This is a genomic window from Allobosea sp. BH3 (assembly GCF_025499465.1).
Classification (GTDB): Bacteria; Pseudomonadota; Alphaproteobacteria; order Rhizobiales; family Beijerinckiaceae; genus Allobosea.
This window is the reverse complement of the sequence record NZ_JAIMCA010000002.1, coordinates 704014-717224: the sequence shown is the minus strand read 5'-3', so window position 1 is coordinate 717224 and position 13211 is coordinate 704014. Positions and strand designations below refer to the sequence as shown.

12 protein-coding genes are annotated in these 13211 nt (G+C 67.3%); 9 read left to right on the top strand and 3 right to left on the bottom strand.

The window, feature by feature from the left end:
- Position 1 precedes the first annotated feature (1 nt).
- The 5 genes from BoBH3_RS08435 (at position 2) to BoBH3_RS08415 (ending at position 4888) form a co-directional block, all read left to right on the top strand.
- Positions 2–928, top strand: coding sequence for a carbohydrate ABC transporter permease (locus BoBH3_RS08435; protein ID WP_262330313.1), 927 nt, complete (start codon positions 2–4; stop codon positions 926–928).
- Positions 928–1788 carry a carbohydrate ABC transporter permease gene (locus tag BoBH3_RS08430; protein ID WP_410050569.1) on the top strand — a complete coding sequence of 287 codons (861 nt, stop codon included), beginning with the start codon at positions 928–930 and terminating at the stop codon, positions 1786–1788. Before BoBH3_RS08435 ends, BoBH3_RS08430 begins: the two co-directional genes overlap by 1 nt.
- A 54-nt stretch (positions 1789–1842) precedes the next feature.
- Positions 1843–3114, top strand: coding sequence for an extracellular solute-binding protein (locus BoBH3_RS08425; RefSeq protein ID WP_262330312.1), 1272 nt, complete (start codon positions 1843–1845; stop codon positions 3112–3114).
- Positions 3115–3258: 144 nt separating this feature from the next.
- Positions 3259–4104: a phosphodiesterase gene (locus tag BoBH3_RS08420; protein ID WP_262330311.1), complete on the top strand. Its 846-nt coding sequence runs from the start codon at positions 3259–3261 to the stop codon at positions 4102–4104.
- The gene (locus BoBH3_RS08415; protein WP_262330310.1) at positions 4097–4888 is read left to right on the top strand and encodes an inositol monophosphatase family protein; all 792 of its coding nucleotides are present in this window, start codon (positions 4097–4099) and stop codon (positions 4886–4888) included. The genes BoBH3_RS08420 and BoBH3_RS08415 overlap by 8 nt, the downstream gene beginning before the upstream one ends.
- Before the next feature lie 34 nt (positions 4889–4922).
- Here BoBH3_RS08415 and xylB read toward each other — a convergent pair whose 3' ends face one another.
- Entirely contained in the window at positions 4923–6371 is a 1449-nt protein-coding gene (gene xylB, locus BoBH3_RS08410) for a xylulokinase (RefSeq protein ID WP_262330309.1), read from the bottom strand.
- Entirely contained in the window at positions 6368–7324 is a 957-nt protein-coding gene (locus tag BoBH3_RS08405; RefSeq protein ID WP_262330308.1) for a sugar-binding transcriptional regulator, read from the bottom strand. The genes xylB and BoBH3_RS08405 overlap by 4 nt, the downstream gene beginning before the upstream one ends.
- A gap of 192 nt (positions 7325–7516) precedes the next feature.
- Between BoBH3_RS08405 and BoBH3_RS08400 the strand changes: the two genes are divergently transcribed.
- Positions 7517–8545 (top strand): zinc-dependent alcohol dehydrogenase, encoded by a 1029-nt coding sequence (locus BoBH3_RS08400; RefSeq protein ID WP_262330307.1) that lies wholly within the window; start codon positions 7517–7519, stop codon positions 8543–8545.
- A gap of 93 nt (positions 8546–8638) precedes the next feature.
- Positions 8639–9847 (top strand): 3-oxoadipyl-CoA thiolase, encoded by a 1209-nt coding sequence (gene pcaF, locus BoBH3_RS08395; RefSeq protein ID WP_262330306.1) that lies wholly within the window; start codon positions 8639–8641, stop codon positions 9845–9847.
- 75 nt (positions 9848–9922) lie between these two features.
- Here the strand turns inward: pcaF and BoBH3_RS08390 are convergent, their stop codons facing one another.
- Positions 9923–10390 (bottom strand): hypothetical protein, encoded by a 468-nt coding sequence (locus BoBH3_RS08390; RefSeq protein WP_262330305.1) that lies wholly within the window; start codon positions 10388–10390, stop codon positions 9923–9925.
- Between the two features lie 168 nt (positions 10391–10558).
- Here BoBH3_RS08390 and BoBH3_RS08385 point away from each other — a divergent pair, with 168 nt between their 5' ends.
- Complete coding sequence (locus BoBH3_RS08385; RefSeq protein ID WP_262330467.1) at positions 10559–11263, top strand: helix-turn-helix domain-containing protein; 705 nt, start codon at positions 10559–10561, stop codon at positions 11261–11263.
- A 334-nt stretch (positions 11264–11597) separates the two neighbouring features.
- Entirely contained in the window at positions 11598–13211 is a 1614-nt protein-coding gene (gene ccoN / locus BoBH3_RS08380) for a cytochrome-c oxidase, cbb3-type subunit I (RefSeq protein WP_262330466.1), read from the top strand.

Sequence of the window (13211 nt, the reverse complement as noted above, 5' to 3'; positions counted from 1 at the left end):
CATGGCGATGGCTGCGCTCGCAACCCCGGCATCCTTCGCCTCCGTCGCACGCCGCCGGCGCTGGATCGAGCGCGTCACGGGCCTCGGCTTCGCCATGCCGGCGCTCGTGCTGCTGCTGCTGACGATCCTGCTTCCGCTCGGCGCGCTGACGCTGCTCAGCCTGACGAACTACGAGTTCGGCGGCACCGACATGGACTGGGTCGGGCTGAAGAATTTCCAGCGCGCGCTGGCCGATCCGATCATCCGCCGCTCGCTCGTCAACACGCTGGTCTATGTCGCGATCGTCGTGCCCGGTGGCGTGCTGGGCGCGCTCCTGATCGCGGTGCTGGTGCATCGGCGCAAGCAGACGCGCTCGTTCTACGAGGTGATCTACTTCCTGCCCGTCACCTCGACGCTGATCGCCATGGCGACGGTCTGGCAGTTCCTGCTCCATCCTTCGCTCGGCCCGGTCAACGCGCTTCTGAAGTGGCTGGGCTTTGCGCCGGTCGCCTTCCTCAGCGAGCCTTCGACGGCGCTGGCGACGCTGGCGGTGATCGGCATCTGGCAGCTGCTCGGCTTCAACATGATCCTGTTTCTCGCCGGGCTGACCGCGATCCCGCGCGATCTCTACGAGGCGGCCGAGATCGACGGCTGCGCCGGCGGCATCGACCGCTTCCTGACGATCACCTGGCCGCTGCTCGGGCCGACGACGATGTTCGTGCTCGTCACCACGATGATCACCGCCTTCAAGATCTTCGACACCGTTGCGGTGATGACGCGGGGCGGGCCCGTCGGCTCCACCGAGGTGCTGCTCTACAACATCTATCTGGAAGGCTTTCAGTATTTCCACACCGGCTATGCCGCGGCGCTGACCTTCATCTTCCTGACCTTCATCCTCGTCTTCTCGGTGATGCAGACCTTCGCCCTCGACAGGAAGGTGCATTACTGATGTCGGGCATCGCACTGTCCCCCACCCGCTCGACCCTGCGCCGCTACCTGTCGCTGGCGCTGGTCCATGCCGTGCTGGTCGCGGGCGTGGTCTTCATGCTCGCGCCCTTCGTCTGGATGCTGGTGACCTCGATCAAGCCGCCGGTCGAGATCTTCACCGCCGAGATTTCGCTCTGGCCGAAGCAGTTCTATGCCCTGCAGAACTACGGCATGGCGCTGGAAAAGGCGCCCCTGCTGCGCTTCGCGCTGAACGGCGTCATCATCTGCGGCGGCATCCTGATCGTGCAGCTTCTGGTGGCGATCCCTTGCGCCTATGCGCTGGCGAAGCTCGATTTCCCCGGCCGCGACCTGCTCTTCGTGCTGGTGCTGCTCGGCCTCTGCGTCCCCGTCCAGGTACCGGCCATGCCGCTCTATATCGGGCTCGCCCATCTCGGCCTGCTGAACACCTATTTCGCGATGATGGTGCCGTTCTTCATCTCGGTCTTCGCCATCTTCCTGTTCCGCCAGTTCTTCCGCAGCTTTCCGGACGACATCATCCACGCCGCCCGGCTCGACGGCATGAGCGAGTTCGAGATCGTCTGGCGCATCGTGACGCCGAGCGCCTGGCCGGCCATCGCCGCCTTCTGCGTCTTCTCGGCGGTGGCGCACTGGAACGACCTCTATTGGCCTCTGATCGTGATCTCCGACGCCAAGCTCGCTCCGCCGCCGCTCGGGATGATGTTCTTCGCCGATGCCGAGGCGGGCTCGAATTACGGCGCCCTCACAGCGGCGGCGACGATCCTGACCGCGCCGCTCGTCATCGCTTTCCTCATCGCCAGAAGACGGTTCATCGACGGCATCACGATGACCGGAGTGAAGTGAGTCGACACCCCAGTTCACGACGAAGAATTGAACTTATTTTCAAGGAGATAGACCATGAAACCATTCGGCAAAGCGCTTGCCGCGGCCGCGCTCGCCCTCGTCGCCTCCACGGCGGCCCGGGCTCAGGAGGTCACGCTCGACGTCCTCTACGCCTTCCCGTCCTTCGCGCAGTTCCATGAGCCCATCGCCAAGGAGTTCATGAAGAAGCACCCGCAGATCAAGATCAACTTCCGCGCCCCGGCGGCGAGCTATGACGAGGGGCATCAGACGATGCTGCGTCAGGCTGTCACCAACCAGCTTCCGGACGTCTATTATTCCGGCTTCCACCTGCTCACCGAGCTGGTCGAGAGCCTCGACAAGCGCAACCAGATCCTCGATCTCGGCCCGCTTCTGAAGGCGGAGCCGGCGGACTGGGTCAAGGCCAACTATTCCGACGCCCTGTTCTCGCTGGGCAAGGTCAACGGCAAGCAGGCGGGCCTCGCCTTCAACGCCTCGACACCGCTGATGTACTTCAACGCCGAGCTGGTGAAGAAGGCCGGCGGCGACCCCGAGAAGATGCCCGACAACTGGGACGACCTGATCGCACTCGCCCGGAAGATCAAGGACGGCGACACCGCCGGCATCTCCTACTCCATCCACGCCTGGCCGGATGACTGGCTGTGGCGCGGCATGGTCCTCCAGGGCGGCAACAGCATCCTGGCGGCGGACGGCAAGAAGGTCGCCTTCGGCGGCGATGTCGGCGAGAAGATCCTGACGCGGCTACGCACTCTCGTCACCGATGGCGGCATGCCGCTGATCGACTGGGATCAGGCCCGCCAGCAGTTCATCGCCGGCAAGATGGGCATCTATTTCGACACCCCGGCACGCCTGCGCCAGGTCACCGACCTCGTCGGCGACCGCTTCACCTTCAGGACCGCGCTGTTCCCGATCGACGACAAGGCCAAGGGCAAGCTGCCGACCGGCGGCAATGCGGCGATCATCACCGCCAAGGATGCGGCCAAGCAGAAGGCGGCGTGGGAGTTCATCAAGTTCGTGACCGGCCCCGAGGCCCAGTCCATCGTCGTCCAGACCGCCGGCTACATGCCGACCAACCTGCGCGCCGGCGACGAGGCCTTCCTCGGCCCGTTCTACAAGGCCAACGCCAACTTCCGCACCATCAACGGCCAGGTCTCCCGCGCCGCGCCGTGGGAAGGCTATCCGGGCGGAAACTCGGTCCGCATCTGGCGCCAGCAGCGCGAGGTCATCTCGAGCGTGATGCGCGGCGAGCTTGCCCCTAAGGCCGGCATCGAGCGCATCGTCTCCGAGACCGAAGCGCTGATGAAGTGAGCGGATCGCTCTGACGCCATCGCCACCCGGCCTGCGCGGCCGGGTGGCATTTTCTGATTGAGCCATCATCCGGAGGAGCCGCGGCACGCAGCGTCCCGAAGGATGAGGGCTGAGGTTCGATAAGCGCTTTTGAAGGCCTCCCCCATGATCATCGCCCAGATCAGCGACCTCCATGCCCGCCCGCACGGCCGGCCCGCCTATGGCATCGTCGACACCAACGCCGCGATCACCCGGGCGGTCGATGCGGTTCTGGCGCTGGACCCCCGGCCGGACTGCGTGCTGGTCACGGGCGACCTCTCCGATTGCGGGCTCGCCGAGGAGTACGGCATCGTGCGCGATGAGCTCGCGCGGCTGCCGATGCCGGTCTATGTCGTGCCTGGCAATCATGACCGGCGCGAAAGCTTCGCGGCCGAGCTTCGGCCACGATATGGCTATCTGCCGAAGCAGGGCTTCCTGCATTACACGGTCGAGGATGTCCCGGTCCGCCTCATCGGCCTGGACACGGTGATCGCGGGCGAGGATGGCGGCGAGATCTGCGCGGCCCGCGAGGCCTGGCTCGCCGAGCGTCTTGCCGAGGGCCATGGCCGGCCGACGATCGTCTTCATGCACCATCCGCCCTTCGCCGTCGGGGTCGACGGCATGGACATCATGCCCTGCCGCGTCTCGCCTGGGTTCGCCCGGTTGATCGCCAGCCACCCCGAGATCGAGCGTGTGCTCTGCGGCCACTATCATCGCCCGATCCAGCGGCGCTTCGCCGGCACCATCGGCTATGTCGTGCCGGGCACGGCCCATCAGGTCGCGCTTGACCTGCGACCCGGCACGGAGAACTGGTTCATCATGGAGCCGCCTTCAATCGCAGTGCATGTCTGGAAGCCGGAGACGGGCGTCGTCAGCCATCTCCAGCCGATCGGCGACTTCGGCCCGCGCCGGCCCTTCGTCCTTGATCCGGCCTATCCCGGCAAGCCGCAGGGGGCGCCCGCCCATGCTTGAGCCGCGCCTTACCGCACTTCTCGACCGGGCCGGTGATCTGGCGCGGCAGGCGGCCGGGCTCCTCGTCCGCATGCAGGGCGAGCAGCTCGCCGTCACGCGCAAGGATCTGCGCGACGTCGTGACCGCGGCCGACCTCGCTTCGGAGCGGCTCGTCATCGAGGGCCTTCGCCAGCTCACGCCCCAGGCCGCGATCCTGTCGGAGGAGGCGGGCTTCTCCGGCTCGTCGGATGCACCGCGCTGGATCATCGATCCGCTCGACGGCACGGTGAATTATGCCAGCGGCCTGCCCTGGTTCTCGGTGACGCTGGCCTATCAGGAGGCGGGCCGCACGGTTCTGGGCCTGACCCACGCCCCGCTCGCCGGGCTCGTCGCCCGCTATGCCGAGGGCTCCGTCGCGACTGTGGACGGTAAGCAGGCCATGGTTTCAGGAACTGCGAACCTGGCCGATGCGGTGGTCTCGATCTGCCTGACCTCGCATTACACGGAGGAGGAAACCGAGCGGACGAGCGCCGTCATCGCCCGGCTGGCCGGGCTCTGCCGCGGCGTCCGCGTCATCGTCTCGGGCGGCCTTGAGATGTCGCTGGTGGCCGCGGGGCGGCTCGATGCCTTTGTCGGCCTGAAGGCCGACATCGTCTCCCACGCCGCCGCCATACCGCTGGTGCGCGCGGCCGGCGGCCGCGTGACGACGGTCACTGGGGCGGATTCGCGCGACGAGGATCTGGAGAAGGTCGTCAGCAACGGCCTGATCCATGAGGAACTTCTGCGGGCGATCCGCGGCGCCTAGAGCGTACTGATGTTGCACGGCAAATCAGCGGGCTCTAGCGCAGAGCCAGGTGTTGCGCGAAGCGCGCCTTCTTCTCCGACAGCGCTTCCGCCATCGCCCGGTCGGGCGCGATGATCTCGTCCTCCGGCTCGGCGCTTTCCGTGATGAGCGGCCCGCCGATCCCGCGCCGCGCCAGCCGCGCCGCGCCGAGCGCCGGCCCGACGGCCGCTGCCGGCGAGCGGGACAAGGACATGCCGGTCGCGCTTGCGATCAGCGTCGTCCAAAGCCGGCTGTTCGCGCCGCCGCCGACCAGCGCCGCCTGCCGGATCGCCGCACCCGTCGAGATGAGCGCCTCGTGGCAGTCGGCGAAGGCCATCGCCACGCCCTCCAGCACGGCTTGCACCAGATGGAGCCGCGTCGTCTCCGTCGTCAGCCCGGAAAAGGTCCCGGCCAGGGCGGGGTCGTCATGGGGCGTGCGCTCGCCGGCGAGGTAGGGCGTGAAGACCGGCGTCTCCGCGATGGGCAGCGCCGCGGCCTCGACCTCCCGCATGAGCGCAGGGAGGTCGTCGGCCCCGACGAGTCGCGCCACCCAGGCCAGCGCGGCGCCGGCGCTGAGAACGCAGCCGTTCTGCACGAACAACCCCTCGACGGCATGCCGATGCGTATGCAGGCCGCGCCCGCGCGCCGGCAGGAAGGCGTCGTTGGCGACGAGATAGACGCCCGACGTGCCGAGGCTGATCGAGGCCATGCCAGCCTCGACGATTCCCCCGCCGATGCCGCCGCACATATTGTCGCCGGCTCCCCCGACGACGGGCGTTTCAGCCGCCATGCCCCAGCGCGCGGCGAGCTTGGGCAGCAGGCCGCCGCTGATCTCGTCCGAGGCGATGAGCGTCGGCATCTGCTCGACTGTCACGCCGCAGGCGGCGAGCAGCTCCGGCGACCATGTGCCGGCGACCGTATCCATCAGCAGCGTGGCGCTCGCATCCGCGCGATCGCTGGCGGCGGCGCCGGTCAGGCGCAGGCGGATATAATCCTTGGGCAGCAGGACGTATTCGGCCCGGCCCAGAAGCTGCGGCTCGTTTCGCGCCAGCCAGGCCAGCTTCGGCGCCGGAAACCCGGCCATCGCCCGGCAGCCGACGAGCCCGGCGAAATCCGGAACGGCAGCTTCGACAGCGGCGCATTCGGCCTGAGCGCGGCCGTCGTTCCACAGGATCGCAGGCCGCAGCGCATGGCCCAGCGCATCGATGCAGCTGACGCCGAGCATCTGGCCGGAGAGCCCGATGGAGCGGACGCCCGCCATCTCAGCCGGGGCGGAAGCCGCCAGCTCATCCAGCGTCGTCACCACGGCGCGCCACCAGTCCTGCGGCTCCTGCTCGAACCAGAGCGGCTGCGGCCGCAGAATCGGGATCGGCGCGCTCGCCTCGGCGAGGATCCGGTCGCGCTCGTCGACCAGAACGGATTTCACGCCCGAAGTGCCGAGGTCGATACCGAGGACGAGGCTCATGGCGTTCCGCCTTCATGCAGCGCGAGCGCCGCGCTTGCGGCTTCTTCGTCCGTGACGAGGATGGAGGCGAGCCGGCCGCGCAGCGCGGCGGCGATGACGGCAGCCTTGTTGGCGCCGCCCGAAGCGAGGATCACGGTTGGGATGCGGGTGAGGCCCTCCAGCGGCAGGGCGATGGCGCGGCGATTGATCGGGTGGTCGATCGCTTCGCCTCTCGCATCGATGAACTGCCCCAGCATGTCGCCGACTGCGCCCTGCGTCGCCAGCTCTTCAGCCCGCACGTCGCGCGGCAGCCCATAGCGCACCAGCAACGAACGCGCGCTCAGGTCGCCCGCACTGAGGATCGCGACATCGGTGGCGCGGATGCGCGCGAAGGCATCCTCGAACACGTCCTGCGCCACGATGGTATCGCGCGATTGCGGCGTGCCGGCATAGATGGGCGCGGCGAGATAGTGGCATTCCGCCTGCCACAGGCTGGCGAAACGGCTGGCGATCTCGAAGGTGTTGAGCTCGATGCCGTAGGTCAGCCCGCCCATCATCGAGGTCACGGTCAGCTCGCGATGCTGGCCGGGGCGGATATGGCGGATCGTCTCGCGCAGCGTTCCGCCCCAGCCGACGCCGAAGATGCTCGAAGGCTGTTCCTCGACGATGCGCGAGACGAGATCGGCCGCGGCCTTGCCGATCTGGGCCGAAATCTGCGCGGCATCGCCCGGCGTCGGAACCACGATCGCTTCCTTCAGTCCGAAGGCCGCGACGAGCGCGTGCTCCAGCCGCACGCAGCTTTCCAGTCGCGAATTGATGGTGATGTTGACGAGCCCGCTGCCGCGGGCCTCGACCAGCAGCCGGTTGACCCTGAGCCGCGTCATCTTCAGCCGCTCGGCGATCTCCGCCTGCGTCAATCCCTCCATGTAGTAGAGCCAGGCGGCTCTCACGGCGGTCTGGGGATCCTCCGGCATCACGGCTTCCTGGCGGCGGGGCGGGCTGGCGTCTTCTGCGGTCTCAATCTTGGCTTAGCGCGCTTTCGTCGGGCCTCACAATGCGCGTGGCCCCCATCCGCGTCATGCATCGCTTTCACCTTGACCGCTACCAATGTAAATAAGAAAATACATTTGTTGAATCAGCTTGTCGCGCCGGAGCTCCCGCCCGCAATGTCCCACGCCGTCTTCCTCCATGCCGCCGGCGATGCAAGGGTCGCGCCCTTCAACCTGCGCGAGGGTGTCGCGGGCGAAACCCTGCTCGATGTCGCCGCCGTCGGCCTCTGCGGCAGCGACCTGCACTATTACAAGGATGGCGGCATCGGCTCGGCCATGATCGCGGCGCCCTTCGTGCCGGGGCATGAGTTCAGCGGCTGGCTGACCGAGGATCTGCCGGCGCTCGGTCTCGCGCGCGGCATGCTTGTCGCGGTCGATCCCAACCAGGCTTGCGGCCATTGCGAGCATTGCCGGAGCGGCCATCCGAATCTCTGCCCCGAGGTCGTCTTCATCGGAGCCCCGCCGCATCACGGTGCGATGACGGAGCGGATCTGGGTGCCGACATCGCAGATCGTCCCGGTCCCGCAGCATTTCTCGCCGAGCGACGCGGTGATGCTGGAGCCCCTGGGCGTCGCCATCCATGCCGTCGATCTCGCCAAGCCGCGCCTGCTGGAGCGCGTGGCACTGCTCGGTTGCGGCCCGATCGGCCTGCTGATCCTGCAGGTGTTGCGGGCGGTGGGCGCGGGCGAAATCCTGGCCTGCGATCCGCAGCCGCATCGGCGCGCGCTCGCGCTGAAGCTCGGCGCCAGCAAGGCGGGCGAGGGGGCCGCCGACATCGCCGCCTGGACGAAGGGCGAGGGGTTGCCGCTGGTGATCGAGGCGACGAATGCGCCAGAGGGCTTTCGCGACGCGGTCCGGGCGGCGCGCATCGGCGGGCGGATCGTGCTGGTCGGCATACCCGATGGCGACAGCTATGTTCTGCCGGCCTCGGAGGCGCGCCGGCGCGGGCTGACCGTCAAGTTCTCGCGCCGCATGGGCCATGTCTATCCCCGTGCCATAGAGCTGGTCGCTACGGGCAAGGTCGATGTCGAGGCGGTGATCTCCCACCGCTTCCCGCTGGAGGAGGCGCCCGAAGCCTTCCGCCGCCACGCCGCCAACGAAGCGGGGTTGGTCAAGAGCCTGATCTATCCGGGCCGACGCGGCTGAGGCTGATCCTCGCTTCTCAGCGTCTTTACAAGGCGCAGGCGGGCGGCGAGAACACCCAGCCGCCTGACTGGGCGGGAGCGAAAGGTCCTGACGATGAGCGAAGCCTTCATCTGTGCTTATGTCCGCACCCCGATCGGCCGCTTCGGCGGCTCGCTATCCTCGGTGCGTGCGGACGATCTCGGCGCCGTGCCGCTGAAAGCCCTGATGGAGCGCCATGCAGGCGTGGATTTCGGCGCCGTCGACGATGTGATCTTCGGTTGCGCCAACCAGGCGGGCGAGGACAACCGCAACGTCGCGCGCATGTCGCTGCTGCTCGCAGGGCTTCCCAAGGAGGTGTCGGGCACGACGATCAACCGGCTCTGCGGTTCCGGCATGGATGCGGTCACCACCGCCGCGCGCGCCATCCGCGCCGGCGAGGCCGAGCTGATGATCGCCGGCGGTGTCGAGAGCATGTCGCGCGCGCCCTTCGTCCTGCCCAAGGCCGACAGCGCCTTCTCGCGCCATGCTGAGATCCACGACACCACGATCGGCTGGCGCTTCGTCAACCCGCTCATGAAGGCGCAGTATGGCGTCGATTCGATGCCCGAGACCGGCGAGAACGTTGCCGCGGATTGCGCGGTCAGTCGCGCCGATCAGGACGCCTTCGCGCTGCGCTCGCAGCTCAAGGCCGTTGCAGCGCAGGAGAACGGCCGTCTCGCCAGGGAGATCGCGCCGGTCGTCATCCCGCAGCGGAAGGGCGACCCCGTCCGCGTCGAGATCGACGAGCATCCGCGCGGTGACACCACGCTGGAAAAGCTCGCCAAGCTGCCGACACCCTTCCGCAAGGACGGCGGCACGGTGACGGCCGGCAATGCCTCGGGCGTGAATGACGGCGCCGCGGCGCTGATCATCGCCTCGGAGAAGGCTGCGGCGAAATACGGCCTGACGCCGCTCGCGCGGGTCGTGGGCGGCGCAGCGGCCGGCGTGGCGCCTCGGGTGATGGGGTTGGGTCCCATCCCGGCGACGCGGAAGCTCTGCGCCCGTCTCGGCCTCAAGCCTACGGATTTCGACATCGTCGAGCTGAACGAGGCCTTCGCCAGCCAGGGCATCGCCGTGCTGCGCGAGCTCGGCATCGCCGAGGACGGCACCCATGTGAACCCGAATGGCGGCGCGATCGCGCTCGGCCATCCGCTTGGCATGTCGGGCGCCCGCATCGCCGGCACGGCGGCGCTTGAACTGTCCCTGACGGGCAAGAGGCGCGCGCTGGCGACCATGTGCATCGGTGTCGGCCAGGGCATCGCGATCGCCCTCGAAGGGGTCTGAAAGCCCTGTTCCGGCCGGCGGCTTTTGCTGCGCTGCAGAATTGAGGCAAGTCAACTTGCAGGCTGGATCGCCGGTTCAGGCTGCCGAATCGAGCCTCGCCCGGCGCAGGACCATCACGCGGTCGACCTGGAATCCGGAGCGCTGCAGGGCATCGTGATCCTGCATCCAGGCGGCCGAGCGCTCGAGCGAGATCGCGATCCGGGGCAGGGCCAGTTCCTCTGCGAGCCGGTTCGCGAAGCGCAGCAGCGCATCGACCAGATGCGTGCCGGGCAGGCGCAGCATGGCGAGCTCCGAAATCTCCAGAGTGGCGCCGCCGTCGAGGCCCTGCGTCACGGCGAAGGTGAAGAGCCCATGCGGCATGCCGCGCCCGTCGCGCAGCGCGAAAACGCCACAGGGCTTCGCGCCGTCCTGCGAATGCTGGCGCAGGAAGGCGGCCCAGCCATCCGGAGTGACCTCGGGATGCAGCATGGAGACGAGGGGATAGACCGTATCCGCGCCTGAAGGCGCGATGCGCGCGACTTCGAAGATGTCATCGCCGGTCACGTGCTTCTCTCCCGGATTTCACCGCGCACGGTGGTTTGCCCCGTCGAGCAGGCGCATTGATCTAGATCAATCCCTGTGCCTGCGACCGGAAGCCCGCTTTGTTGCGTTGCAGGCTTGGAGTATGGTCGCCGCGACGAACGGGAAGGTGCGATCGTGAATTGTCATCCCATGGGCTGTGAGGCGGCGCATCGCAGCGGAGCTGGCTGCCGCGCCTGCATGGTGCGGATGGTCAGCGTCTGCGCGGTTCTCTCGGACGACGAGCTGGCGCTGCTGGAGTCGATGGCGCACCCCGCGCATTTCGCCTCGGGCGAGACGCTGTTCACGCAGGGGCGTGAGGCGCACTCGGTCTACAACGTCACCGCCGGCGTCGTTCGTCTCTACAAGCTGCTGTCGGACGGCCGCCGGCAGGTGGTCGGCTTCGCTCTCCCGGGCGACTTCCTCGGTCTCGCCATGCGGGATGCCTTCGGCTTCTCGGCCGATGCGATCGGCGAGGTCACGGCCTGCTCCTTCTCCCGCGCCGCCTATACGGCGCTGGTCGACGCCAAGCCGCATCTGCTCAAGCGCCTGCACGAATTTGCCACGCATGAGCTGACGCTGGCCCATGAGCAGATGATGCTGCTCGGACGCCGCAGCGCCGAAGAGAAGCTGATCTGCTTCCTGCTCGGCATGCAGCAGCGCTGGGCTCGGCTCGGCAAGTCCTCGGTCACTGTGCCTCTGCCGATGACGCGCCAGGACATCGCTGATTTCCTCGGCCTCACCATCGAGACGGTGAGCCGTACCTTCACCCGCCTCGCGAAGGACAAGACGATCCTGATCGTCCCGGGCGGCGTGCGGCTGATGAACCCCGAGCGCATGAGCGCCGCCGCGGCCTGACGGCCGTTTCGGACTTTCAGCCCTTATCCTGAGGAGGCCCGAAGGGCCGTCTCGAAGGATGGTCCAGAGGATTCGGGAGCCTCCTGAAACATCCTTCGAGACGCCATTTCTAGGGGAATGGCTCCTCAGGGTGACGGTTGTTCTAGCAAGACTTGACTCTGCGCCGTCTCGCCGCACCCGCAGCGGCCCTCCGTTGACCTGAATCAACGCCCGGCTTTCGCCGGCTCGCTAAGCCTTCCCCATGGCGCGCCTCTGCGCCGGCGAGGAAGCGGAGTCGGACGTGACCGCAACGGCGAGCCCCATCAGGCAGGCGACTGTCGGAGAATTGATCGGCATGCTGATCGCCGCGGCCTTGGTGCTGCCGCTGATCGTGATTGCCGCGCTGACCCAGAATTCGGGCTACGCCTTCCACGCGATGGTCGGTGCCGCCGCGGCGATGGTCAGCGTCTTCCTGATCGCCAATCGCTGCTTCGACGGCACGCCCGCGTCCGAGCCGCAGGAGATCAACGGCAAGCCCAATTACGATTTCGGGCCCGTCAAGTTCGCGACGGTGGCAGCGATGTTCTGGGGCATCGCGGGCTTCACCGTCGGCCTCATCATCGCGCTGCAGCTCGCCTTCCCCGAGCTGAACTTCGACCTGCCCTGGACAAATTTCGGCCGGCTTCGCCCGCTGCACACCTCGGCGGTGATCTTCGCCTTCGGCGGCAACGTGCTGATCGGCACCTCCTTCTACGTCGTCCAGCGCACCTGCCGCGCGCGCATCGCCGGCACGCTCTCGCCCTGGTTCGTCGTGCTCGGCTACAACCTCTTCATCGTCATCGCCGGCACCGGCTATCTGCTCGGCCTCACGCAGGGCAAGGAATACGCTGAGCCGGAATGGTATGCCGACCTCTGGCTGACCATCGTCTGGGTCGTCTACCTGCTGGTCTTCCTCGGCACGGTGATGAAGCGCAAGGAGCCGCATATCTATGTGGCGAACTGGTTCTATCTCGGCTTCATCCTGACCATCGCGGTCCTGCATGTCGGGAACAACATCGCCGTCCCGGTCTCGATCCTGTCGCCGAAGTCCTATGGCCTCTGGTCGGGCGTGCAGGACGCGATGTTCCAGTGGTGGTACGGCCATAACGCGGTCGGCTTCTTCCTCACCGCCGGCTTCCTCGCGATCATGTACTACTTCGTGCCCAAGCGCGCGGAGCGGCCGATCTACAGCTACCGGCTCTCGATCATCCACTTCTGGGCGCTGATCTTCCTCTACATCTGGGCCGGGCCCCACCACCTGCACTACACCGCGTTGCCGGACTGGGCACAGACGCTGGGCATGACCTTCTCGATCATGCTCTGGATGCCCTCCTGGGGCGGCATGATCAACGGCCTCATGACGCTCTCGGGCGCCTGGGATCGGCTGCGCACCGACCCCGTGCTGCGCATGATGGTGGTCTCGCTCGCCTTCTACGGCATGTCGACCTTCGAGGGGCCGCTGATGTCGATCAAGGCGGTCAACGGCCTCTCGCACTACACCGACTGGACCATCGGCCACGTCCATTCCGGCGCGCTCGGCTGGGTCGCCTACATCTCCTTCGGCGCGATCTACTGCCTCGTGCCCTGGCTCTGGAACCGCAAGCAGCTCTACTCGCTCAAGCTGGTGAACTGGCACTTCTGGATCTCGACGCTCGGCATCGTCTTCTACATCACGGCGATGTGGGTCTCCGGCATCCTCCAGGGCCTGATGTGGCGCGCCTACACCTCGCTCGGCTTCCTCGAATACGCCTTCATCGAGACGGTCGCGGCGATGCATCCCTTCTATGTGATCCGCGCGCTGGGCGGCGCCCTGTTCCTGATCGGCGCGCTGATCATGGCCTTCAACCTCTGGATGACCGTGCGCTCGGAGAACGTGGCCGAAACGCCCCGCTCCGACATCGCCCCGTCCCCGCTGGCCGCGGCCGTCTGA

Coding starts and splice junctions, on each gene's coding strand:
- BoBH3_RS08435 (WP_262330313.1), top strand. CDS start 2: ATGGCGATGGCTGCGCTCGCAACCCCGGCATCCTTCGCCTCCGTCGCA.
- BoBH3_RS08430 (WP_410050569.1), top strand. CDS start 928: ATGTCGGGCATCGCACTGTCCCCCACCCGCTCGACCCTGCGCCGCTAC.
- BoBH3_RS08425 (WP_262330312.1), top strand. CDS start 1,843: ATGAAACCATTCGGCAAAGCGCTTGCCGCGGCCGCGCTCGCCCTCGTC.
- BoBH3_RS08420 (WP_262330311.1), top strand. CDS start 3,259: ATGATCATCGCCCAGATCAGCGACCTCCATGCCCGCCCGCACGGCCGG.
- BoBH3_RS08415 (WP_262330310.1), top strand. CDS start 4,097: ATGCTTGAGCCGCGCCTTACCGCACTTCTCGACCGGGCCGGTGATCTG.
- xylB (WP_262330309.1), bottom strand. CDS start 6,371: ATGAGCCTCGTCCTCGGTATCGACCTCGGCACTTCGGGCGTGAAATCC.
- BoBH3_RS08405 (WP_262330308.1), bottom strand. CDS start 7,324: ATGCCGGAGGATCCCCAGACCGCCGTGAGAGCCGCCTGGCTCTACTAC.
- BoBH3_RS08400 (WP_262330307.1), top strand. CDS start 7,517: ATGTCCCACGCCGTCTTCCTCCATGCCGCCGGCGATGCAAGGGTCGCG.
- pcaF (WP_262330306.1), top strand. CDS start 8,639: ATGAGCGAAGCCTTCATCTGTGCTTATGTCCGCACCCCGATCGGCCGC.
- BoBH3_RS08385 (WP_262330467.1), top strand. CDS start 10,559: ATGGGCTGTGAGGCGGCGCATCGCAGCGGAGCTGGCTGCCGCGCCTGC.
- ccoN (WP_262330466.1), top strand. CDS start 11,598: ATGCTGATCGCCGCGGCCTTGGTGCTGCCGCTGATCGTGATTGCCGCG.